This window comes from Gemmiger sp. An120, from assembly GCF_002160955.1.
Lineage (GTDB): Bacteria > Bacillota > Clostridia > Oscillospirales > Ruminococcaceae > Gemmiger_A > Gemmiger_A avium.
Genome location: NZ_NFLN01000006.1, coordinates 62,860 through 86,190 on the forward strand (window position 1 = coordinate 62,860; position 23,331 = coordinate 86,190).

A 23,331-nucleotide genomic window follows, 5' to 3' on the forward strand; every position below is an offset into this window, starting at 1 on the left:
TTTTTACAGCGCCAGCAGCGCGTCGATGACCCGCTGGCAATCCTCCTCGCTCAGGTTGGTGGAGCAGGGCAGGTTGACGATGTGGGCCCGGTAATCCTCGGCCTTGGCCATGGCGTAGGCCTCGTTGCGGCCATAGTCCGCCTGCTGGTGGATCAGCGCCCAGACCGGCCGGGTCTGGATGGACTGCTCGTGCAGCTTCTGGATCAGGGTATCCCGGTCATGCCGCTCGTCGGTCAGATACAGCGAGTAGAACCACTTGTTGGGACGGGTGCAGTCTTCCCGGAAGCCCAGGATACGGTAGCCGTTGACCCCGTCCAGCGCGTCCTTGTACTGCTGCCAGCGGGCGTGCTTGTGGGCGATGAAGCCCTCCAGCTGTTCCAGCTGGGCCAGGCCCAGGGCGGCCTGCAGATTGGTCATGCGATAGTTGTAGCCCACCTCGTCGTGGAAGAACTGCAGTTCGTTGCTCTTGGCCTGGGTGGAGAGGTGCTTGGCGTGCTCGGCCCAGTCGGGATGGTTGGAGACCACCATGCCGCCCGCGCCGGTGGTGATGATCTTGTTGCCGTTGAAGCTGTACACGCCCACGTCGCCGATGGTGCCGGCCATCCTGCCCGCGAAGGGGCCGGAGGTATACCGGGTGCCCAGGGCCTCGGTGGCGTCCTCGATGAGCACCAGATTGTAGCGGCGGGCGATCTCGGTCAGGCGGGGCAGGTCGGCCATGTTGCCGAACACATGCACCGCCACCAGCGCCCGCACCCGGGCCCCGGTGGTCTTGTTGTAGAGCGCGCCGTCCCGCATCTCGCACCGGTCGCGGCAGAATTCCTCCACTGCATCGGGGCAGATGCACAGGCTGTCGTCACAGCCGATGAACACCGGCTCGGCCCCCATGTAGCGGGTGACCGGGTTGACCGCCGCGATAAAGGTCAGGCTGGGCACGATGACCTCGTCCCCGCGCTGTATACCGGCCACCATTGCGGCCAGATGCAGCCCGGAAGAACCGCTGTTGCAGGCCACCGCCCGGGGCATGCCCACATAGTCGGCAATGGCCTTTTCAAAATCGGCCACCTTGCTGCCGCCGGTGGAAACCCACTCGCTGACCACCGCCTCGTTGACATATTCCTTTTCGTGCCCGCCGAAGTTGGGCACCGACAGGGGAATGAACTTTGCCATAGCAAAACACCTCTTTAACTCTATGGGCCGGCCTTGCCGCCGGTCGTACCAAAAGCGGAGAAATTCTCCGCCCGGTTTGCTTATTGTTTGCGGCGGCGCACAAAGCGCACGCCGTCCCACAGCCAGCGGATCGCCGCCGCCGCGAGACCCGGCCATACCAGATAGCCGAACAGCCCGCTCCAGCCCGGATTGAAGGCGGCGTACCAGGGCGCGTCCACGTTCAACGTCAGGGTCAGACCGGTCAGGGTGATGGCGCCCTGTTCCTCGGCCGGGCTGCAGGGGTCCAGGCGCAGCGCCGCGATGGAGCCGGCCGGCAGGCGGAACAGATAGCTGCCGTCGTCCTGCTTCTGGCCGAACACCCGTTTGCCGCTGCTGAAAGGCTCGTCCGCCCGGGTGGTGTAGTAGAGGCACACCTCCCGGGGGGTCTGGCTGAACTGCGCCTGCATAAGCAGGGTGCGGGCCATCTGCCCATCGGTATTGCGCCAGATCAGCTGGGGGTCGCCGCCGGTGGTGACCCAGTCCCCGCTTTCATCCGGGGCGATGTCCACCTGTTCCAGGGTGGCCGGGTCCAGATCGGTCTGGGCCAGACGGCCGCCGGCGCGGCCTGCAGCCTCCCAGCCCAGCACGGCCAGGCCGCTGCCCAGCCAGAATATCAGCGCCAGCCCGTAGCAGACCAGCGGGATGGGCGCGGGTAAACGGCGCGCCCAGCACTGCAAACGCTTCATCGGGGCACCTCCATTTCCACCGGCTGCCAGCCGCCTTCGGTCACCCGGTAGAGCAGGGTGTCCTCCGCGCCGGCCAGCCCGTCGGCAAACAGGCTGCCGTAGCTTTGCACAAAGATCTCGTCCACCGCATCCACCAGGATGTAGGCGCAGCCGCTCTCCTCCACCAGTGTGCGGAACTCCTCCAGGGTGTAGGGGTGGTAGTACAGGTTACCGTTGTCCAGCTCGGGCAGACCGAAGGTGCCGCCGCCGCCACCGCCGCCGTCAATGTCGCCGCTGTAATCCAGGATCAGCGGCAGCAGGTCGCAGCTGTAGCTGAACCAGCGCAGGCCGTTGTCCCCCTGACTGACAAAGAAGATACGGCTGCCCGGTTCCACCGTTTCGGCCACCGCGTCGGCCTTGCGCTGGATCAGGTTCTGGTCGTCAAACTCCGCCTGGCTGAAACCCAGCACGCTGTACTGGGGCAGGATGAACTGATTGGTACGCAGCAGCATGCCGCCGCCCAGCGCCAGCACCAGGGCGCCCGCCGCCAGGCCGCGCCATTGGGGGGCGGGGTGGCTTTGGGCCGCCGCCAGCAGCCAGGCCAGGGCAATCAGGAACAGGCCGATATAGTAGGGATAGATATAGCGGTTGTAGTCCACAAGGCCGACGCACTGCTCTTCCCGGAAGATAAAGGCGTAGCTGAGCCGCAGCACAAAGTTGTAGCCCACAAAGCCCGCCAGACCCACCGCCAGCAGCACGCCGCCCCGGGCCCGCAGCCGGGCGCCCTTCGCCAGCAGGATGCCCGCCAGAAACAGCGCCACGATCAGGCCCAGCACCACAACGCCCGGCCCCAGCATGGACAGTTCATCCTTGAAAAAGGCGCTGACCATGTCCTGCCCGGCCTGCACAAAACGCCAGCGGCGTTCCTCGTAGTAGTCCGCCACCGGCAGCCCCAGCAGCATCTTAACGCCGTTGATCACCACCGAGGGCAGGCTCTGGCTGGTGACACCCATGCCGCCTTCGGCGGCGTTGAGGGCAGCCAGACCGGCGATATACCGGCTCCAGGCCAGGTAGGCCGCCAGCGGAGCAGCACAGGTGAGGGCGGAGAAGCCCAGCCGGCGGGGCCAGCCCTTGCGGAAGGGCCCCGCATCCGGGAAGAAGAACCAGTCGGCGGCGGCCATGCCCGCGGCCACCAGCATCACCGGGAACAGGTTATCCTTGGCCAGGGCGGCAAAGGCCAGCACCGGCACTACCGGCCAGCGGGGGCCGTCGGCGGCGCGCAGGGCCAGCCACAGGGCCACCGCCCCGCCGAACAGCACACCGGCGGGGATATCGCCGTAGCTGTTCATGTAGACCTTGCTCAAAAAGATGGTGCGGTTGTAGGTGGTGAAGAACCAGGGCGCGCACCAGCAGGCCACCGCCGCCGGCACCGCCAGGGCGTATTTTTTCCAGTCCAGCCGCCCCAGCACCGCCGCAAAGCAGGCAAACAGCAGCCAGTCGTACCCCACGTAGACTTTCCAGTAGGCGAACCTGCCCAGGAACTGGGCAAAGTACCCCATCAGGATCAGGCTGGGGGTCTGGGTGGCCTGCCAGGGGGTGCCGGTCTCACCCACGGTATACAGGGCATCGTTGGCCTTGGTCAGCTTGGCCGCAGTGGCCCAGAGGGAATACTCGTCAAAATCGGTGGGGATGGGCTGGCGCACAGCAAAGTAGACCGTGACCCCCAGCGCCATCATCAGAAACAGCACAAGGCCGGGGGTCGGCAGCTGCCGCCAGCTCTCCCGCCGGCGCACCAGCGCCCAGCCGCCCAGACCCCAGCAGGCCAGGTACAGTGTCCAGCCGCCTACGGCCAGCGCCCCGGCCATGCCCCAGGCGGCCAGCCACAGGCCCGCCAGGCTCAGCGAGGTGAGCGGCCCCAGCGCGGCGGGCAGCCGGGCGTACAGGGTAAGGAAAGCCGTCAGGCCCAGCACGGCCAGCAAAGCCAGCAATACATCCCACATACGGTGTGTCTCCTTAGCGTCGTTTTTTGTCCAGCGGGACGGCCAGTTCGGTCAGTTCCCCCGCCAGGGCGGCCAGCAGCAGCGGCGCTGCCGCCAGCACCAGCAGCGTGCCCGCGTCCGGGATCAATCGCTGCCACAAGGGTTCGGCCGGGTTGAGGGTCACGGCAGACAGGCAGCTGGTCACGCCGCCCTCGCTGTCCGGGTCCAGCCGCAGGCCGGTGACCTCCACCCCTCCCAGGTCAAACTGCCATACACCGGGGGCGGTCTGGTCGGCCCAGACCTTCTGTGTCTCGGAATAATCGGTCTGCCCCTCGGTGCGGTAGTACAGGGTCACCCCGCCGGAGGGCCGGTCCTGGGTCATCTGCACCTGCACCGTATCCACCCGGGCCGTGCCCTCCCAGTACAGCTGGGGGTCGGCGTCGGTGGAGGTAAAGGTCACCGAACCGGCCGGGGCATCGGCGGCAGGTTCAGTCTCCACCGCGCCCACCTGGGTGAACCCGGCAGGGTCGATGGAGGCGGGCTGCCCCGCCTGCACAGCCCCCAGCGCCGCGGCGGCCAGCCAGAGCACCAGCGCCGCCGCATAGAAAAAGGCAAGCCAGCGTTTGGTCGTCATGCCTCGTCACCTCCCGCCACCAGGGTCATACGGGCGCCGCCGTCCTCGATCTTGAACAGCAGCGGGTCGTGGGTGGTGCCCAGCGGAATGGGCGCGTCAAACAGGGAGGAAAACTCCTCGCAGAAATACTCGTCGGTCCAGTCTACCAGGATGTAGTCGTACTCCGCCTCCTGCAGGAAAGCCACCAGGCCGTCCCGGGAGCAGACCGTCTCGAACTCGTTGGCATCAGAGAAATAGGGCAGCAGGGTCATACCGGTAGTGGGCCAGCGGTTGTCCCGCGCATCGCCGAAGCTGGTGCCGCCGAAGCCGTTGGCGATGGTGGCATGCAGCTCGTAGCCATAGTAGTACCAGCGGGACACATCGTCCCCCTGGCAGATCAGCAGCACTTCATCGTCCCAGTCCAGATAGTCGTTGACGGTGGCGGCACGGGCCTTGATCTCCTGCCGGGCGTCGTACAGGCTGGAGGGATAGTTCCAGAAGCCGGTGCGGGGCCCGCGCCACAGGCAGACCGCCACCAGCGCCGCGGCCGCGCCGCAGACCCCCAACCGGGCCAGGGCGGCCCGGCCTTTTTCTTCCCGGCAGGCCAGCGCCAGCAGGCCCAGGCTGGCCAGGGTCATGCCAATGTGCACCGATCCCAGATAGCGGGCGTAATCCTTGAGCTGATAGGCTTCAATATCCGCAAAGTTGTACACATACAGGAACAGATGGAACACCCAGAACGCGGCCAGCCCGATCCACAGCCCGGCGCTGATCCACAGCACCCGGCGGCGGGCGGCGCCCGGCGCGGCGCAGAAGGCCGCGGCGCCCTGGGCCACCAGCGCGGCGGCCATGGCCACCACACCCGGCCCCAGCAGACAGACCGGCAGGGTAAAGGGCGCTTTGAGCATCAGCGCCAGGATGGCGGAGAACTTTTCGGTGCGGCCGATGCCCAGCAGCTGGGCCAGACCGCCCAGCAGCACGGTGGCGTAGCCCACGCTCTCCCCTTCGCCGCCCACGGCGTTTTTATCCACGCCGCTGGCCTGCATCACATAGACGCTCCAGAGCACAAAGGCCCCGGCGATGAGCACCGCCGCCACCAGCGCCTGCCCGGCGGTGGTGAACACCCGGCGCAGACGCACCGGTTTTTGCCCGAACGCCCGGGCCAGCGCCATCACCAGCACCGCCACCAGGGCGTAGGCCAGGCCGATGTCCTTGATGAGGGTGAGAAAAACGAGCACAAGCCCGCACCCGGCCAGCCCGGCGGGAGAATCGCCGGCAGCCAGATACAGGCAGACTGCGCCGCCGAACACAAAGGCCAGTGCCAGATCGCCCATGGCGGACTGGTACACCTGACTCACCGCGCCCGGCTGGTATACGGAGAAGAAGAACGGCAGGCTGACCACGGCGGCAAAGGCGAGCACCGCGCTGCGCCAGCCGCGCCCGGCCAGGCTGGCGGCCAGGGCCGCCACCGCCATATACAGGGTATCGTAGGCGGCAAACACCGCCCATTCGGCAAAACCGGGGGCGGCAAACTGGAACAGGTAGCTCAGCAGCATCATGCCGGGCAGGCTGCCCCGCCCCGCCAGATAGCCCCGGGCCGCCGGGAACAGCACGTCCTGTTCGCAGACCATCTTGCAGGCGCTGCCCCAGAGGGTAAACTCGTCCCACTGGGTGAACAGGGGCTGCCGCACCGCAAACAGAAGCCAGAACGCCAGCGAACCGGCCACAAACAGCCCGAACGCCGGGCTCTGGGCCCGGCGCATCAGCGCGGGCAGACCGGCCCCCAGCGCGGCAAATACGGTCAGGCCCGCCATGGCCGCCAGCCACAGCCAGGCGGCGGGCAGCAGCAGCCCCGCCATACCGCCCAGGCACAGCCAGATCACCGACCCGACCAGTACCGGCAGCGCCAGCAGGGCAGGATCTTTATCCAGCAGTTCGGCCGCTGCCAGGCTGCCGCAGGCCAGGGCCGCCAGCACCAAAAGGCCGCAGAGAAGCGTCATAGGCGTCTCCTTTCCCATAGAACCCGGGCCGCGCCCGGGATTTGCTTACAGATAGATGGTGTACACCGGCCCGATGAACCAGTGCTGGAACAGCAGCACCGCCCCCAGCACCGCCGTGCCTCCGGCGGTGACCAGGGCCACGTTCAGGGCCTTGCCGGTACCGGCCAGCTTGGGCTCCAGCACATGGCTGAGCAGCGCCGCCACCAATACCAGCAGCATCAGGAACACCGGCAGGAAGTACCGGGCCTGCAGCCCGATCACCCGCACCATGCCCACGGGGGTGTAGGTGATATACATGGCGGTCATGGCGCCGGCGATGTACACCACGCCGAGGGCCCCCAGCCCGGCGGCGGGCAGCGGACGCAGGCTGCTTTTTTCATGCACCGACAGCGCCGCGCAGAACAGCAGCACCGCCGGGCACAGGATATTCAGCAGCGGGATGGGCAGGTCCAGCGACCCGAACACACCCAGCTGGCCGATGAAGAATTCGTTCTCGTACAGGGTGCCGAACAGCACCGCGATATACCGCAGCGGATTGGACAGGATGAAAGCCAGCTGCGGCAGCTGCTCCACCCCTTCGATCATCCGCTCGATGGTGCCATAATTGTGCCGGAACGCCACCCCGTACCACTCGATGAACCGGGTGACCACCACCGCCCCGACCAGACCGGCCAGCGCCACCTGCCATTTTTTCCAGCGGGTCTTCCAGGCCCGGCGGGGCAAAATCAGCGGCAGCACGATCCACAGCAGGTTGATATAGGGCTTGGCCACGTTCATGAGCACAAAGGCCGCGAAGAAAGCGTATACGTCCCGGTCCCGGATCTCGTCCCGGCAGTAGTAGCTGGCTACCAGGTAGTAAAATCCCAGCAAAGTGGCATCGTAGCTTAAGGACGCGGCCATATACAGGCTCAGCGGCAGCAGCATCACGCCCAGGAACACCGGCTGGTACCGGCGGCAGCCCCGCAGGGCCAGCCAGCACAGCAGGGTGTAGCAGGCAAGGTTCGCCAGCCGCCCGGCGTACAGGCAGCCCAGCGCCCCCAGCCCCACAAGCCGGGCCAGCACCATGCCCAGCGCCTGGGGCACAAAGGGCAGGATCATCAGGCTGATGGGCTCGGTGACCTTTTCTTTTGCGGGCTCACCGCTCAGGTACTGGGCAAAGCTGTCCGCCACCGAGAGCACTTCCCCGTCCTCGCCCCACTGTTTCAGGGCGTAGCCGGAGGAATCGTAGGGCGCCTCGGCCCCCTGGGAGTTTTCGCCCCAGCCCACGCTGGTGTGGGCGTTGACCCAGGCGCCGGGGAAGGCCGCCAGCAGCCGGTCCACGTCCTCGGGGTAGCCCCGGTCGGCGTCAAAATCCAGCCGGCCCAGGCTGATGGCGTAGCTGCGCAGGTAATGGTCGGTCTCGTCGGGGGCCTGCAGGGGCGGGTTGGCAAAGCAGAACAGCGCCCCGCACACAAAGATGCAGACGGCGGCCCGCCCGGCGAAGCTGCGGCCCAGCCGCACCGCCAGGAACACCGCCAGATAGAGCGCCCAGGCCACCGTGCAGGCCAGCAGGGTGAACAGGCCGGCGGCCATCCGATCAAAGGAGTAGAACACCCGCCAGTAGTACACCAGGCCCACGGCCAGCGCCGTGACCGGCGCAAGGCCGAGCAGCCAGCCGGCCCAGGCGGGCAGCCGGGGCAGGCGGCGGGGAGAAGTTCGTTCGTTCATGAAAACCTCGCAAAACAGGCAAAGGCCCGGCGTTTCCGATGCGGAGAAGCCGGGCCCGGCCAGGATTTACAGGCTGTACACCCCGGGCTTGTAGCTGTCCATATGGGTGCGCAGGAATTCGATGGTTTCCGCCAGGCCCTGTTCAAAGGTATATTTCGGGGCCCAGCCGGTCATGGCGCGCAGCTTGTCCGCGCAGCCCAGCAGGCGGTTGACCTCGCTCTTTTCCGGGCGCAGGCGCTGCTCGTCGCAGACGATTTTGGCCTCGGGGTTGATCTGGCGGATCAGCTCGTTGGCCAGATCACCGATGGAATGTTCCTGCCCGGTGGCGATGTTGACCTCCTGACCCACGGCGGCGGGGCAGTCCGCCAGGGCCATGAAGCCGGCGGCGGTGTCCTTAACGTAGTTGAAGTCCCGGGTGGGGGTCAGGCTGCCCAGCTTGATCTCGGTCTGGCCGTTGAGCAGCTGGGTGATGATGGTGGGGATAACGGCCCGGCCGCTCTGGCGGGGGCCGTAGGTGTTGAAGGGACGCACGATGGTGACCGGCAGATCAAAGCTGCGGTAGAAGCTCTCGGCCAGGCGGTCGGCGCCGATCTTGGTGGCGGAGTAGGGGCTCTGGCCCTGGAAGGGGTGTTTTTCATCGATGGGCACATACTGGGCGGTGCCGTACACCTCGCTGGTGCTGGTGACCAGCAGGCGGGAGGTGCCCACCTGACGGGCCGCGTTCAGCACGTTCAGGGTGCCCTTGATGTTGGTGTCCACATAGCTGTCCGGGCTGTGGTAGCTGAAGGGAATGGCGATCAGCGCCGCCAGGTGATAGACGATCTCCTGGCCTTCCATGGCGGTGCGCACCCCGTTGGGGTCGCGGATGTCGCCCATAAAGACCTCGATCTCGTTTTTGATGGCCGGTTCCAGGCTGTCCAGCCAGCCCCAGCTTCCGAAAGAGTTATAGTAGCAGAACGCCTTGACACGCTCGCCTTTTTTGACCAGTTCCTCGGTGAGGTGACTGCCGATAAAGCCGTCCGCGCCGGTGACCATGACGGTATGCGCCATATTGTCCATCCTTTCTGCCCGCGCCGAGGGCGGGCGGGGCCCCGCGGTTGGCCGCGGGCCGCAATTTTCTTTGTATAGTATACCGTAAAAGGGCGTAAACTTCAACACGCAACCGCGCCGGAGCAAAACAAAAGGCTCTCCCCTGTCCGCCGCGGACAAGGGAAAGCCTGGTTTGATCGTTCAGCCCCGCAGCCCGGCCAGGCTGATGGGGAAGAAACGGCGCACCGCTTCCACCAGATCGTAGGAGCCGTCCCGTTTGGCCCAGTCGCTGCAGAAGCCCCGCAGCACCACCATGGTGTAGCGGGCACACTCCCGGGCGGAGTAGGGGCACAGGAACTGATTCTTGGCCTTGCCCCGCTCAAAGATGCCCTCCAGCACCTGGCTGATGGGCCGCTTTTCGCTGAGCAGGTCGCCGGCCGGCTGCTGCAGGGGCAGCGCCATGAAGCAGCGGGTGGCCGCCACGCCGGTCTGGACGCAGTAGTCGGCGTAGCATTCGGCAAACAGGGACAGGTTGGCGGCCTCGTCTTCGGTGAAGCGGGGCTGCACCCGCCGCTGGAAATGCTCGTCAATGCGCCGGTAGAGCAGCTGATGCAGCTCATATTTTTCCGGGAAATAGTGATAGAAGGTACCGGTGGAGATGCCCAGCCGGCCGCACAGGTACCGTACCCGCAGCGCCTCGTAGCCCTCCCGGTCAACCAGTTCGTAGATTTCTTCCAGCAGCGCCGTGCGGCGCGCCTGGTATTTATCGGTCATATGGCCCACTCCTTTCCGCCGCCAGGGTCTCGCGGCCGGGGCGAACAGGTTAAATTGTAACGGATTTTATAAAAAAAGTAAAGCGCGGCGATCCCCTTTTCTGTTTGCCGCCCCCTGAAAACGCCCGACGGGGGCCGGGAGCCGCTGCCGGCCCCGGCCCCCGCCGGTAGTATAGGATAGGTACTTAACTGCGACGTTCCGCTTAGCGGGTGTACTCGCTGGCGCTGGTGCCGGCGATGCGGCCGAACACCACGGTGTCGGTCAGCGCGTTGCCGCCCAGACGGTTGGTGCCGTGGATGCCGCCGGTGACCTCACCCGCCGCAAACAGGCCGGGGATGATCTCGCCGTCGGTGTTGATCACATGGCACTCGGCGTCGATCTGCACGCCGCCCATGGTGTGGTGCACGGTGGGCACACGCTCAGCCGCATAGAAGGGGCCGTCGTTGATGCCGTCGTTCACGCCTTCCACGTCGCTGAACAGGGTGCGGCCGAAGGAGTCGGTCTGACCCTCCAGGTCGCCGCCCTTGCAGTAACGGTTGTACTCCTCAACGGTGGCAACCAGAGCGTCGGCGGGCACGCCGATCTGCTCGGCCAGCTCTTCCAGGGTGTCGGCCTTGTAGGCACGGCCGGCAGCCACCAGGTCGTTGATGGTCTCGCCGAAGTTGTTCAGCTCATCGCCGGTGGGATAGGTGTCGCTGTCCATGATGATGAACATGGTGGTGTTGGTCTGCTCAAACAGAGCCAGGGTCATCTCGTCGCGGCGGCCGCCCTCGTTGACGAACCGCTCGCCCTGCTCGTTGACGAAGATACGGCTCTCCACAGAGTGCTCGATGTTGCCGGACAGGCTGCCGGTCTCGGGATCGCCCAGGGGCAGCAGCTGGATGTTGCCCATCTGGATCAGGTTGGCGCCCACAGCCTCGGCCATCACGATGCCGTCACCGGTGATGCCGGAAGCGTTGGTGCTGGGGATGCTCTCGTCCAGGGTGGGCCACAGCTTGGTTTCCTCGTTGGCGGCCACACGCATCTCCACGTTGCGGGCAAAACCGCCGGTGGCCAGCACCACGCCGTTGGTGGCGGTGACGGTGACGGTGTTGCCGGTAGCGCCGGTGCACTTGACGCCGGTCACCGCGCCGTTCTCATCCACCAGCAGCTCGTTGGCGGTGGTGTTGTACAGCATGGTGATGCCTTCGTTGTTGTCCAGGTAGTTCTGGTAGGTCTTGAAGAAGCCGGTGCCCTCGGGGTCAGCGGGCTGCTGGGCGCGGGGCCACAGGCCGCCGGTCACGGTGAAGACCACGCCGGTGAACTCCATGCCCAGGTCCTTCAGCCATTCCACGCCGTCCCAGGCCTGCTCGCACAGGATGGTGACCAGTTCCAGGTCGCCCTGCTCGTCGCCGCCCTCGTAGGTCTGCTGGATGTGCAGGGCCACGCTGTCCTCATGCTCGGCGGCCACTTCGCTGCCGTCGTCCACCGCGTTCATGGCGCCGCCGCTCAGGATGGTGTTGCCGCCCATCGCGCCGGTCTTCTCCACCACGATCACGTTCTTGCCCGCCTGGTTGGCGGTCACAGCGGCGGCCATGCCGGCGCCGCCCGCGCCGATCACCAGCACGTCGGTGGTGTACTCGGCGTCTTCTTCCTTGACCACCTCAGGGCTCTTGGCCTGCCAGGCGGCAATGGTCTCGTCGCTGGCGCCCGCCTGCTTCAGGCAGTCGGTCACGCCTTCCAGGATGGCGTTGCTGGTCAGGGTGGCGCCGGCCACGGCGTCGATGCCCAGGCCCTGCAGCTCCATGATCTGAGCGGGCAGGCTCTCGGCGATCGGGGCGCCCACGCCCTCGGTCTCCTGATGCTCCACCTGGATGTCGGTGATGGCATTGGCGTCCACCGTCACGGTGACGGTCAGCTCATGCATGCCGGTCTGGGTGCTGCTGTAGGTGCCCGGGGTGAACACGCCCGCCGCGCTGGAAGCGGAGGAGGACGGGGCGCTGCCGCAAGCCACCGCGCTCAGCGCCATAGCGGCGCAGAGCACCAGGCACAGCAGTCTGCGCATGGTCTTTTTCATGTGGTTCCTTCCTTTCTTAAACAATCCCTGTCATGTACCGGCCCCGCCCGCATCGCGGGGCCAACTTAACACACGTTATAAAACGTGTTTGAAAAAAGTTTATCATGTATCCATCACAAAATCAACACATTTTCCCACAGGTAACCAAATTGTTACTTTTTTGCCATTCCGGCACAAACCGCAGAATGGCGCCATTCTCTGCTTTTCTTATAATTTTTGTTGTTCTCGCACGGGAAATTTGATATACTATGAACAATGCTTTTTGCGGCGCGCCGGTGTGCCGCGGAAAGGAGGCAGACCTGTTTTGAAACCTATGATGGAGCTGGTACGGGGCCTTGCCTGGTTCACCCAGCTGGGCATCTCGCTGGTGGTCCCGGTTCTGTTGTTTGTGGGCGGCGCAGCCTGGCTGCAGCAGCGGTTTGGCGCGCCCGGCTGGATCATGATCCCGGCCTTTGTGCTGGGGCTTGGCACCGCCGGGGCCACGGCCCGCAAATTCTACCGGGACGCCTGCCGCAAGGCGGATCGGTCCGCACGCAAAGCCCCTCAGAGCTTCAACCGGCATCTTTGATCCAGAAAGGAGTGTATCCTATGCATCTGCAGCCAGACGTTAAGCGGGAACTGCGGCATATCGGCATCGGCTGCGCCGTGGGCGCGGTGGTGCTGAGCGCGGGGTGGGGCCTGCTGGCGGCAGCCGGTACGGGCCTTTCTTTCGGCCCGGCGGTTCCGGTGAGCGCGGTGCTGGGGGCGGCGGTGGCCTGGCTGAACTTTTTCGGGCTGGCCGTCACCCTGCAGAAAGCCGTACATTGCGACAGTGAGACCGGTCGGCACAACCTGCTGCGCATGTCCGATCTGTACCGCAAGCTGGGGCTGGGCGTGTTCCTTGTGGCCATGATCCTGATCCCCTTTTTCAACTGGGTGGCAGCGGCCATCCCGCTTTTGTTCCCCCAGCTGACCATTTTTGTGATGTACGCCTTCGGGCGCAAGACCACAAGCAGCAAGGGAGGTGAATAACAACAGCTATGGACGTAAGCATCAACGGCGCACCGATCTATACCATCCCCATCGGCGGCGGTATCCAGATCTCGGCCACCATCATCAGCAGCTGGATCGTGATGATCCTGATCACCGGCGTGTGCATCTGGCTCACCCGGGATCTCAAGGTCACCGGCATTTCCAAGCGGCAGGCGGCAGCGGAATTTCTGGTAAACACCGCCACCAACTTCGTGCGGGGCAACATGGGGGTCAAGTTTGACGCCTTCATCCCCTTTGTGGCCGCCCTGTTCGCCACCAGCCTGGTGAGCAACCTGATCAGCCTGGTGGGCATCTGGAGCCCCACGGCGGACCTGTCCACCGAGGCGGCCTGGGCGGTGATGGTGTTCTTCCTGATCACCCGCGCCAAGATCCGTTCCGGCGGTCTGGGCGGATACCTGAAGGGCTTTACCGAGCCGGTCTTCGTGCTGACCCCCTTCAACATCCTGTCCGAGATTGCTACCCCCATCAGTATGGCCTGCCGTCACTTCGGCAACATTTTGTCCGGCACGGTCACCAGTACGCTGCTTTACGCGGCGCTGGCCCTGGCCAGCCACGCGCTGCTGGGCTGGCTGCCCGGCGCGCTGGGTGAGGTGCTGGGGGCCATCCCCATCCTGTCGGTGGGCATTCCGGCCATCGCCGGTTTGTACTTCGACTGGTTCTCCGGCTTCATGCAGGCGTTTATCTTCTGCATGCTGACCACCCTGTATATCGCCAACGCCGCTGGGGAGGAATGACCCTGCCCGGCCGCCGTACAACCAAAACACAACTATTATTTTTAGGAGGACGTTCTCATGGAATTCCAACTGTTGGCTAAAGGTATCGCTCTGGCTGGCTGCGCCATCGGCGCCGGCTGCGCCCTGATCGCGGGCATCGGCCCTGGTATCGGTGAAGGCAACGCCGTTGCCGCCGCCTGTGAGGCCATCGGCCGTCAGCCCGAGTGCAAGGGCGACGTGACCAGCACCATGCTGCTGGGCTGCGCCATCGCCGAGACCACCGGTATTTACGGCTTCGTTACCGGCCTGCTGCTGATCTTCGTGGCCCCCGGTATGTTCATGGGCATGCTGGGCTGATCGGCCCCATACCATTTTGAACAAGGAGGCGTGACAATCAGATGTTTCAGCAACTGGTGACCATTGTACCCTGGAACTTTGTCGCGGCCATCTGCAACCTGCTGATCCAGATGTGGCTGATCAAGAAGTTCTTGTTCAAGCCGGTGCAGAAGGTGCTGGCCCAGCGCCAGCAGCTTGCCGATGCCCAGATTGCGGACGCCGAGGCGGCCCGCACCGACGCGGAGGCCATGCGCGCCGACTATGAGCAGCGCCTGGCTGCCGCCAAGGAAGAGGCGGCCGCCCTGGTCCAGAACGCCACCCGCACCGCCCAGCTGCGCAGCGAGGAGATCCTGCGCCAGGCCCAGGCGGACGCGGTGGAGATCAAGAACAAGGCGGACGCGGACATCGCCCAGCAGCGCAAGAAGGCCATCAACGAGGTCAAGGACGAGATCGGCGGCATCGCCATGGACATTGCGTCCAAGGTGGTGGAGCGGGAGATCGACCAGCAGGCCCATCAGGACCTGATCGACGAGTTTATCCGGAATGTGGGTGACGCATCATGACCGATGTGGGCAAGATGTACGGCGGCGCGCTGTTTGAACTGTGCGCCGAAGAAGCCCGGGACGAGGCCGTGCGCGATCAGCTGCGCCAGGTGACCGCCCTTATGCGGGAAAATCCCGACTATGAAAAGCTGCTGTGCACCCCCAACATCCCCAAGGCGGAGCGCTGCGCCCTGTTGGACGAAGCGCTGCGCGGGCAGGTGGACCCCTACCTGCTGAATTTCCTCAAGATCCTGTGCGAGAACGGCACATTGCGGCAGCTGAGCGCCTGCGAAAAGGAGTTCAGCGCCCGGTACAACGCGGCGCGGGACATTCTGCCCGCCAAGGCCGTGAGCGCGGTGCCTCTGACCGAGGACGCCGCCGCCCGCCTGAAAGCCAAGCTGGAAAGCCTGACCGGCAAGACCGTGGACCTGAGCTTTGCGGTGGACCCGGCCTGCCTGGGCGGCATCCGGCTGGAGATGGACGGCGTGCGCTTTGACGGCACGGTGGAGGGACGCCTGGCCCGGCTGCGGCGCGATCTGGAGAATATCGTATTGTAAGGAAGTGAGAGAATGCAACTGAAACCGGAAGAGATTTCCAAGATCATCAAATCGCAGATCAAGCACTACGAGGCCCAGATCGAGCAGAGCGAGACCGGCACCGTTATCCTGGTGGGCGACGGCATCGCCCGGGCCAGCGGCCTGGAAAAGTGCATGAGCGGCGAGCTGGTGGAGTTCGCCAACGGCGAGTACGGCATGGCCCAGAACCTGGAGGAGAACTCCGTGTCCATCGTCATGCTGGGCAGCGACGACGGCGTGAAAGAGGGCAGTGTGGTCAAGCGCACCGGCAAGGTGGTGAGCGTTCCCGTAGGCGAGGGCCTGATCGGCCGCGTGGTGAACGCCCTGGGCCAGCCGGTGGACGGCAAGGGCCCCATCGAGGCCGCCGGCTACCGCCCCATTGAAAGCCCGGCCCCCGGCATCATTGACCGCCAGCCGGTCAACGTGCCGCTGCAGACCGGCATCAAGGCCATCGACAGCATGATCCCCATCGGCCGCGGCCAGCGCGAGCTGATCATCGGCGACCGGCAGACCGGTAAAACGGTCATTGCCACCGATACCATCCTGAACCAGAAGGGCACCGGCGTGATCTGCATTTATGTGGCCATCGGCCAGAAGCAGAGCACCGTGGCCCAGCTGGTGGACACCCTGGAGCGGGGCGGCGCCATGGCCTACACCATCGTGGTAAGCGCCACCGCCAGCGAGCTGGCCCCGGTGCAGTACATCGCCCCCTATGCCGGCTGCGCCATGGGCGAATACTTCATGGGACAGGGCAAGGACGTGCTGGTGATCTACGACGATCTGTCCAAGCACGCGGTGGCTTACCGTGCGCTTAGCCTGCTGATCCGCCGTCCGCCGGGACGTGAAGCCTACCCCGGCGACGTGTTCTACCTGCACAGCCGTCTGCTGGAGCGGGCCGCCCGCATGAGCAGCGAAAAGGGCGGCGGCAGCCTGACCGCTCTGCCCATCATCGAGACCCAGGCGGGCGACGTGTCCGCCTACATCCCCACCAACGTGATCTCCATCACCGACGGCCAGATCTTCCTGGAGAGCGAGCTGTTCCACTCCGGCGTTATGCCGGCGGTAAACCCGGGCATCTCGGTGTCCCGTGTAGGCGGCAACGCCCAGATCAAGGCCATGAAGAAGGTCTCGGGCACCCTGAAGCTGATCTACAGCCAGTATCTGGAGCTGCAGAGCTTCGCCCAGTTCGGCAGCGACCTGGACGACGACACCAAGTTCCGCCTGGCGCAGGGCCAGCGCATCGTGGAGATCCTCAAGCAGGACCGCAGCGCCCCCGTGCCGGTGGAAAAGCAGGTCTGCATCATCTACGCGGTGACCCACAAATATCTGCAGAATGTGGCCGTGGAGCTGGTCAAGGAGTACGAGAAGGGGCTGTACGAATACCTGGACGCCAACGCCGACCCGCTGCTGCGCAGCATCCGCGAGACCGGCAAGCTGGAGCAGGCGGACGAGGACGCCCTGAACGAGGTTCTCACCGCCTATACCGACAGCTTTGTGCGGGCGCATTAAGGAGGGATCAGACGCATGGCTGGTTCCATGAAAGACATCAAGCTGCGCATCAAAAGCGTGGAGAGCACCATGCAGATCACCAAGGCCATGGAGCTGGTGGCTTCCTCCAAGCTGCGGCACGCCAAACTGCGGGTGGAAAAAAGCCGCCCCTACTTTGATGTGCTGCACGCCACGCTGGCGGATATCGCGGCCCACAACACCGATTTCTCCTCCTCCTATACCGCCAGCCGGCCGGTGAAGCGCACCTGCTATGTGGTGATCGCCGGCGACCGGGGCCTGGCGGGCGGATACAACGCCAACGTGTTCAAGGCGGTGGCGGCCCATGCCCAGGGCAAGGACTGCTGCTATCTGCCGGTGGGCAAAAAGGCGCTGGAGCATTATCTGCACCGGGGCGCCGAGGTGCTGAGCCGGGAGTTCCCCGAAGCGGAGGACGTATCGGTGGGGCACTGTTTCTCCATGGCGCGCACGCTGGCCAAGGGTTTTCTGGCCGGCGAGTTCGACGAGATCTATGTGGGATACACCAATTTTGTTTCCATGCTGACCCAGACCCCGGCGGTGCTGCGGCTGCTGCCGCTGAACCCGCCCAAGGAAAAGGCAGCCGGCCCCCAGCCCCTGATCCTCTACGAGCCGGACAGTCAGGCCGTATACGACGCCATCGTGCCGGAATACCTGGCCGGGCTGATCTACGGGGCGCTGTGCGAGAGCGTGGCCAGCGAGATGGGCGCGCGCCGCACCGCCATGGACGCGGCCAGCAAGAACGCGGGCGAGATGATCGATACCCTGAGCCTGCACTACAACCGGGCCCGTCAGGCCGCCATAACGCAAGAGATCACCGAGATCGTAGCGGGCGGCGAGGCGTGACGAGGCAAGCCGGATTCTAAACGTAAGGAGAGGAAACCATGTCCGAAAAGAATATTGGCACCGTGGTCCAGGTCATCGGCCCGGTACTGGACATCCGCTTTGCGGACGGACAGCTGCCGGCGCTGCGCAACGCCATCGAGCTGGACAACGGCGGCAAAAAGCTGGTGGTGGAGGTAGCCCAGCACATTGGCGACAATGTGGCCCGCTGCATCGCCATGAGCAGCACCGACGGTCTGGTGCGGGGCGCCAAAGCCGTGGACACCGGCAGCGCCATCACCGTGCCGGTGGGCGACGCCTGCCTGGGCCGGGTGTTCAACCTGCTGGGTGAGCCCATCGACAATAAGCCCGCCCCCGAAAATATGGAGCGCTGGCCCATCCACCGGGATCCCCCCAGCTATGAAGAGCAGGAGACCACCACCGAGATCCTGGAGACCGGCATCAAGGTCGTGGACCTGATCTGCCCCTACGCCAAGGGCGGCAAGATCGGCCTGTTCGGCGGCGCCGGCGTGGGCAAAACCGTTCTGATTCAGGAGCTGATCAACAACGTGGCCACCCAGCACGGCGGCTACTCGGTGTTCACCGGCGTAGGCGAGCGTACCCGTGAGGGCAACGACCTGTACGGCGAGATGAGCGAGAGCGGCGTTATCAACAAGACCGCCCTGGTCTACGGCCAGATGAACGAGCCGCCGGGAGCCCGTATGCGCGTGGCGCTGAGCGGCCTGACCATGGCGGAGTATTTCCGCGATGTGCAGAACCAGGACGTGCTGCTGTTCATCGACAACATCTTCCGTTTCACCCAGGCGGGCAGCGAGGTATCCGCGCTGCTGGGCCGTATGCCCAGCGCCGTGGGTTACCAGCCCACCCTGGCCACCGAAATGGGCGCGCTGCAGGAGCGTATCACCTCCACCAAGAAGGGCTCCATCACCAGCGTGCAGGCGGTTTACGTGCCGGCCGATGACCTGACCGACCCGGCCCCCGCCACCACCTTTGCCCATCTGGACGCCACCACGGTTCTGAGCCGTGCGATCTCGTCCCAGGGCATCTACCCGGCCGTGGACCCGCTGGAATCCTCCAGCCGCATCCTGTCGCCGGACGTGGTGGGCACCGAGCACTACGAGGTGGCCCGCAGCGTACAGAAGGTGCTGCAGCGCTATAAGGAACTGCAGGACATCATCGCCATCATGGGTATGGACGAGCTGAGCGAGGAAGACAAGCTCACCGTCAACCGGGCCCGTAAAGTACAGCGTTTCCTGAGCCAGAGCTTCACGGTGGCGGAACAGTTCACCGGTATGCCCGGCCAGTATGTGCCGCTGAAAGAGACCATCCGGGGCTTCAAGGAGATCCTGGAGGGCAAGCACGACGATCTGCCCGAGAGCGCCTTCCTGTTCGCCGGCACCATCGACGACGTGGTGGCCCGGGCCAAAAAGGGTGAGTGAGCATGACCTTCGAACTTCAGATCGTGACGCCGGACGGCCTCATCTTTGAAGGGGAGGCCGAAAAGCTGTTCTGCCGCACCATCGCCGGGGACGTGTGCATCCTGGCCCGGCACTGCAATTATATGACCGCGCTGGGCATGGGCGAAGCCCGTGTGACCATGGCGGACGGCACCGTGCGGCGGGCCGCCTGCATCGGCGGCATGCTGGCGGTGACCGGCGGCAAGGCCCGTCTGGTGGCCACCACCTGGGAGTGGGCCGAGGACATCGACAAAGCCCGCGCCGAGGCCAGCCGCCATCGCGCCGAGGAGATTCTAGCCCGCAAGGGCGCCGACGCCCGGGAGCTGGAACTGGCCAACGCCCGGCTGCGCCGCGCGCTGGTGCGTACCAGCGTGGCCCGCTGAGACGGCATTTCCGGAACGCAATACGCGGAGGAAGCATTTTCCTCCGCGTATTTTTATCTCTTTGTATACTTTTCGTTTTAACCGTTTTCTTTCCCGCCCGGATATGGTAGGATGGAGATGAACCAATTTTACCGCGCAAAGGAGGGCCCGCTCGTGGCAGACTACGACATCCGCATGGTGGCGCTGGATCTGGACGGCACCGTGTTCAACAATCAGAAGGAGATCACCCCCCGCACCCTGGCCGCCATCCGGGCGGCGCTGGAACGGGGCGTGGCGGTACTGCCCGCCACCGGCCGCCCGCTGGTGGGCGCACCCGATGAGTTTTTGTCCATTCCCGGGGTGGAGTGGGTGCTGACCAGCAACGGCGGCTGTGTGTGGCGGCTGGCCGGGCGGCAGCCGGTGGTGGAGCTGCTGTTCTCCCCTGCCCAGGCCGTGGAGGTGCTGGGGGTACTGGCGGAGTTTGACTGTACCGTGGATCTGTTTGCCGACGGCCTCGCCTACACCACCGAGGCCCATCTGGCCCGGCTGCAGACGCTGGTGCCGCCGGAACTGCTCTCCTATATCCGGACAAGCCGCCACACGGTGCCGGACCTGGCCGCCTTTGCGGCGGCGGGCGCCCGGGTTGAGAAGTTCAGCTGCCAGTTCGGCACGCTGGCCCACCGCCAGCCGGCCTGGCAGAAGCTGGCGGCACTGGGCTACGAGGTCACCTGCAGCCTGGGCACCAACATCGAGATCAACGCCCCCGGCGTGACCAAGGGCGCGGCGCTGCTGGCGCTGGCGAAACATCTGGGTTTTGCCCGGGAGCAGGTGATGGCCTGCGGCGACTCGGACAACGACGCCGCCATGCTGCAGGCGGCGGGCCTGGGGGTGGCCATGGGCAACGCCGATCCGGCGCTCAAGGCCAGCGCCGACGCGGTGACCGCCACCAACGAAGAGGACGGGGTGGCCCTGGCGCTGTCCCGGTATATTCCCGGCGTAGCCGAACAGCTGAAACAGGAGGGTTTTGCATGCGACTGAACACCGAACATCTTTCCGCCGGCCGGCAGCGGGCCTTTGCCCTGGCCGCCCCGGCACTGGGATTCTCCGCCGCACCGGAGGGCGCCGTTCTGACCGGCGGCAGCCGGGAAAACGGTCTGGCGCTGACCCGCACCGAAACCGGCTGGCAGCTGGACGCGGCCGGTCTGACCGGCTTTGTGCGGGGCCTGGGCCTGCTGGCCCAGCACCGGGACGCCGCCCCCGGCTGGGTGTATGAAGAACAGCCCTGGACCCGCTCGCTGGGTGTGATGGTGGACTGCTCCCGCAACGCAGTGCCCACCCCCGCCGCCCTGCAGCGGCTGTTTGTGCGGCTGGCGCTGATGGGCTACGACACGGTGCAGCTGTACACCGAGGACACCTACACCATCCCGGAGCAGCCCTATTTCGGCTACCTGCGCGGGGCCTACACCCGGGAGGAGCTGCGGGCGCTGGACGACTTTGCCGCCGCGCTGGGCATCGAGCTGGTGCCCTGTGTGCAGACGCTGGCCCATCTGGCCCAGCCGCTGCGCTGGCAGCCCTTTGCCCCGCTGTGGGACTGCGACGACATCCTGCTCTGCGAAGCGCCGGAAACCGAAGCGTTTCTGGAACAGATGTTTGCCGCGCTGGCGGATACCTTCCGCAGCCGTAAGGTGAACATCGGCATGGATGAGGCCCACATGCTGGGCCTGGGCCGCTATCTGGACCGGCACGGCTACCGGGACCGGCCCGCCATCCTGCGCCGCCATCTGGAAACGGTGCTGAAGATCGCCCGGCAGCAGGGTTTTGCCCCCATGATGTGGAGCGATATGTTCTTCCGGCTGGCCAACGGGGGCGAATACTACGCCGCCGACAAGCCCCTGGACCCGGCGGCTGCCGCGGTGCCGGAGGGTCTGACCCTGGTGTACTGGGACTATTACAGCGAGGACGGGGCCCTCTACCACAAAATGATGGCCCGCCACAAGGAACTCTGCCCTGACCTGGTATTTGCGGGCGGGGCCTGGAAGTGGACCGGCTTCGTGCCCCACAACCGGTTCAGCCTGAAGCTGGCGGAACTGGCCGCCGACGCCTGCCGCGCTGAGGGCGTGGATCAGGTCCTGATCACCTGCTGGGGCGACAACGGGGCCGAGGCCAGTGTGTTCTCGGTGCTGCCGGCCCTGAGCGCCTGGGCGGAACGGGCCTGGGCAGGCCGGGCCGAGGAGGACTGGCTGGATGCGCGGTTTGCCGCCTGCTGCGGCGCGCCCCGGGCCTGCCTGCTGGCGCTGGATGACCCGGACATGACCCCGGATAATCCGGCCCCCGGCCGCCAGGGGGTGAACCCCACCAAATACCTGCTGTATCAGGACGTGCTGCTGGGTCTGGCGGACGCAGACGACCGGCCGGAACAGGCCGCGGATCACTTTGCGGCCTGTGCGGCCCGGCTGGGTTCCCTGGCGGACGAGGCGGGCGAATGGGACGGCCTGCTGCGCGCCGAGGCCGCCCTCTGCCGTCTGCTGGCCCGCAAGGCGCCGCTGGGACGGCGGCTGCGCGCCGCCTGGCAGGCAAAGGACCGGGCCGCGCTGGCCGGTCTGGCCGCCGAGATCCCGGAGATTCTGGAGCTGGCGGAAGCCTTCCGGCAGGCCTACCACGCCCAGTGGCTGGCCGAAAACAAGCCCTTTGGCCTGGAGGCCTTTGACATCCGGCTGGGCGGGGTCTGTGCCCGGCTGCGCACCGCCGCCGACCGTCTGGAAAGCTGGCTGAACGGCCGCTGCGACACCATCCCCGAGCTGGACGCGGCGCTGCTGCCCTTTGCCCCCCGCACCAATTCTCCGGAGCCCTTCTCCGCCGTGCGCTGGGAACAGATCGCCGCCCCCTGCGCCCTGTACGGCGTATAAACCAACAACGGAAAACGCCCGCCGCAAACTCTGCGGCGGGCGTTTTTTATTTGTGTTCCGCCGGTACCTCCACGTCGGCCTCCTGGTAGCTGCGGCACAGCTCCAGAAAGGCGTCCAGCGCCGCGGAATGGAACTTGCTCTTGTGCACGATCAGGCTGTAGCGGCGGCAGGAATCCACCCCCTCCAGCGGAACCGCCGTCACAGTGCCCTGCTCGATGGCCTCCTGCACCAGGTAGTAAGGCAGCACCGCCACCCCCAGATCTGCCTGCACCGCCCGCACCAGCGCCTGGGTGCTCACGCTCTCCCAGGCGGGCTCGATGCGCACGCCCCGGCGCTCCATCAGGCTGTCGAACAGATCCCGTCCGGCGCTGCCCTTTTCCCGCAGCAGCATGTCCTCCACCGCCAGCACCTCCGGCGCTACCCGGCAGAAGCCCGCATAGGGATGGCGGGGGCTGCACACCAGCACCAGCCGGTCGCCGCTGTAGGGCTGCGCCTGAATATAGGGGCTGTGCACCTGCCCCTCCACCAGGCCCAGGTCAATCTGGTTGTCCAGCACCATCCGGGCGATGGTGTCGGTGTTGTCCACCTTGACCTGTACCTGCATCTGGGGATACAGCTCCTTGAACCGGCGCACATACTCCGGCAGAAAGCGGGTGGCAATGGTGATGCTGGACCCCACCCGCAGCGTACCCGCTTCACCCTGGCTGCGGATCGCGTCCTCCGCCTCCTCCATCAGGTTCACCAGGTGTTTGGCATACTGGTACATCTGCTGGCCCGCCGGGGTCACATACAGGTGCTTGGCGTACCGCTCAAACATCCGCACGCCGTAGTGTTCCTCCAGTTCCCGCAAGGCCACACTGACGGTGGGCTGGGAGATAAACAGCTGTTCGGCGGCGGCGGTGGTGCTGCCGGTCTCGTAGATGCTCAGAAAGATCTTTAAGTGCCGCAGGGTCATACAAGTGCGCCTCCTGTTCCAGCCGGCACAGGCACCGGTCTAGTATAGTCTTTTATC

Annotated in this window: 22 protein-coding genes; 12 read left to right on the plus strand and 10 right to left on the minus strand. The window is 65.5% G+C overall.

Translation table 11 applies throughout. The annotated features are described in order from the left end of the window. Positions 1-3: 3 nt before the first annotated feature. From B5E65_RS06945 to B5E65_RS06985, 9 genes are all read right to left on the minus strand, one after another. Entirely contained in the window at positions 4-1,167 is a 1,164-nt protein-coding gene (locus B5E65_RS06945) for a LegC family aminotransferase (RefSeq protein WP_087171050.1), read from the minus strand. Between the two features lie 80 nt (positions 1,168-1,247). Then, positions 1,248-1,892, minus strand: coding sequence for a hypothetical protein (locus B5E65_RS06950; protein WP_087171051.1), 645 nt, complete (start codon positions 1,890-1,892; stop codon positions 1,248-1,250). Further along, positions 1,889-3,871, minus strand: coding sequence for a hypothetical protein (locus tag B5E65_RS06955; RefSeq protein ID WP_087171052.1), 1,983 nt, complete (start codon positions 3,869-3,871; stop codon positions 1,889-1,891). Before B5E65_RS06955 ends, B5E65_RS06950 begins: the two co-directional genes overlap by 4 nt. A gap of 13 nt (positions 3,872-3,884) precedes the next feature. Further along, complete coding sequence (locus tag B5E65_RS06960; protein WP_087171053.1) at positions 3,885-4,484, minus strand: hypothetical protein; 600 nt, start codon at positions 4,482-4,484, stop codon at positions 3,885-3,887. Further along, positions 4,481-6,463, minus strand: coding sequence for a hypothetical protein (locus B5E65_RS06965; RefSeq protein ID WP_087171054.1), 1,983 nt, complete (start codon positions 6,461-6,463; stop codon positions 4,481-4,483). The genes B5E65_RS06960 and B5E65_RS06965 overlap by 4 nt, the downstream gene beginning before the upstream one ends. Before the next feature lie 45 nt (positions 6,464-6,508). Next, a complete protein-coding gene (locus B5E65_RS06970) occupies positions 6,509-8,170 on the minus strand; it encodes a DUF2142 domain-containing protein (protein ID WP_087171055.1) in 1,662 nt (553 codons plus the stop codon). 66 nt (positions 8,171-8,236) lie between these two features. Next, the gene (locus B5E65_RS06975) at positions 8,237-9,220 is read right to left on the minus strand and encodes an NAD-dependent 4,6-dehydratase LegB (RefSeq protein WP_087171056.1); all 984 of its coding nucleotides are present in this window, start codon (positions 9,218-9,220) and stop codon (positions 8,237-8,239) included. Between the two features lie 180 nt (positions 9,221-9,400). Continuing rightward, a complete protein-coding gene (locus tag B5E65_RS06980; RefSeq protein ID WP_087171057.1) occupies positions 9,401-9,973 on the minus strand; it encodes a TetR/AcrR family transcriptional regulator in 573 nt (190 codons plus the stop codon). Between the two features lie 202 nt (positions 9,974-10,175). After that, positions 10,176-12,029 (minus strand): flavocytochrome c, encoded by a 1,854-nt coding sequence (locus tag B5E65_RS06985; protein ID WP_087171058.1) that lies wholly within the window; start codon positions 12,027-12,029, stop codon positions 10,176-10,178. Between the two features lie 313 nt (positions 12,030-12,342). On the opposite strand from B5E65_RS06985, the gene B5E65_RS16185 reads away from it, so the two are divergent. The 12 genes from B5E65_RS16185 (at position 12,343) to B5E65_RS07045 (ending at position 22,319) form a co-directional block, all read left to right on the plus strand. Further along, positions 12,343-12,597, plus strand: a complete 255-nt coding sequence (locus B5E65_RS16185; protein WP_242957506.1) for an AtpZ/AtpI family protein — start codon at positions 12,343-12,345, stop codon at positions 12,595-12,597. Between the two features lie 20 nt (positions 12,598-12,617). Then, entirely contained in the window at positions 12,618-13,040 is a 423-nt protein-coding gene (locus tag B5E65_RS06995; RefSeq protein ID WP_087171059.1) for a hypothetical protein, read from the plus strand. Between the two features lie 8 nt (positions 13,041-13,048). Next, positions 13,049-13,795, plus strand: coding sequence for a F0F1 ATP synthase subunit A (locus B5E65_RS07000; RefSeq protein ID WP_087171060.1), 747 nt, complete (start codon positions 13,049-13,051; stop codon positions 13,793-13,795). A gap of 57 nt (positions 13,796-13,852) precedes the next feature. Next, positions 13,853-14,131, plus strand: a complete 279-nt coding sequence (gene atpE, locus B5E65_RS07005) for an ATP synthase F0 subunit C (RefSeq protein WP_087171061.1) — start codon at positions 13,853-13,855, stop codon at positions 14,129-14,131. Between the two features lie 41 nt (positions 14,132-14,172). Continuing rightward, the gene (gene atpF / locus B5E65_RS07010) at positions 14,173-14,673 is read left to right on the plus strand and encodes a F0F1 ATP synthase subunit B (protein ID WP_087171062.1); all 501 of its coding nucleotides are present in this window, start codon (positions 14,173-14,175) and stop codon (positions 14,671-14,673) included. After that, positions 14,670-15,209 (plus strand): ATP synthase F1 subunit delta, encoded by a 540-nt coding sequence (gene atpH / locus B5E65_RS07015; protein WP_087171063.1) that lies wholly within the window; start codon positions 14,670-14,672, stop codon positions 15,207-15,209. The genes atpF and atpH overlap by 4 nt, the downstream gene beginning before the upstream one ends. A 12-nt stretch (positions 15,210-15,221) precedes the next feature. Further along, positions 15,222-16,736, plus strand: a complete 1,515-nt coding sequence (gene atpA, locus B5E65_RS07020; RefSeq protein WP_087171064.1) for a F0F1 ATP synthase subunit alpha — start codon at positions 15,222-15,224, stop codon at positions 16,734-16,736. A gap of 15 nt (positions 16,737-16,751) precedes the next feature. Beyond that, a complete protein-coding gene (gene atpG / locus B5E65_RS07025) occupies positions 16,752-17,597 on the plus strand; it encodes an ATP synthase F1 subunit gamma (protein WP_087171065.1) in 846 nt (281 codons plus the stop codon). Positions 17,598-17,635: 38 nt separating this feature from the next. Next, the gene (atpD, locus tag B5E65_RS07030; RefSeq protein ID WP_087171066.1) at positions 17,636-19,033 is read left to right on the plus strand and encodes a F0F1 ATP synthase subunit beta; all 1,398 of its coding nucleotides are present in this window, start codon (positions 17,636-17,638) and stop codon (positions 19,031-19,033) included. Between the two features lie 2 nt (positions 19,034-19,035). Further along, positions 19,036-19,434 (plus strand): ATP synthase F1 subunit epsilon, encoded by a 399-nt coding sequence (gene atpC, locus B5E65_RS07035; protein WP_087171067.1) that lies wholly within the window; start codon positions 19,036-19,038, stop codon positions 19,432-19,434. 153 nt (positions 19,435-19,587) lie between these two features. Continuing rightward, on the plus strand, positions 19,588-20,451 hold the full coding sequence (locus tag B5E65_RS07040; RefSeq protein ID WP_158098535.1) for a Cof-type HAD-IIB family hydrolase: 864 nt from the start codon (positions 19,588-19,590) through the stop codon (positions 20,449-20,451). Then, entirely contained in the window at positions 20,442-22,319 is a 1,878-nt protein-coding gene (locus tag B5E65_RS07045) for a beta-N-acetylhexosaminidase (RefSeq protein ID WP_087171069.1), read from the plus strand. Before B5E65_RS07040 ends, B5E65_RS07045 begins: the two co-directional genes overlap by 10 nt. A gap of 46 nt (positions 22,320-22,365) precedes the next feature. On the opposite strand, the gene B5E65_RS07050 is transcribed toward B5E65_RS07045, so the two are convergent. Continuing rightward, positions 22,366-23,274 (minus strand): LysR family transcriptional regulator, encoded by a 909-nt coding sequence (locus B5E65_RS07050; protein ID WP_087171070.1) that lies wholly within the window; start codon positions 23,272-23,274, stop codon positions 22,366-22,368. Positions 23,275-23,331: the final 57 nt, after the last annotated feature.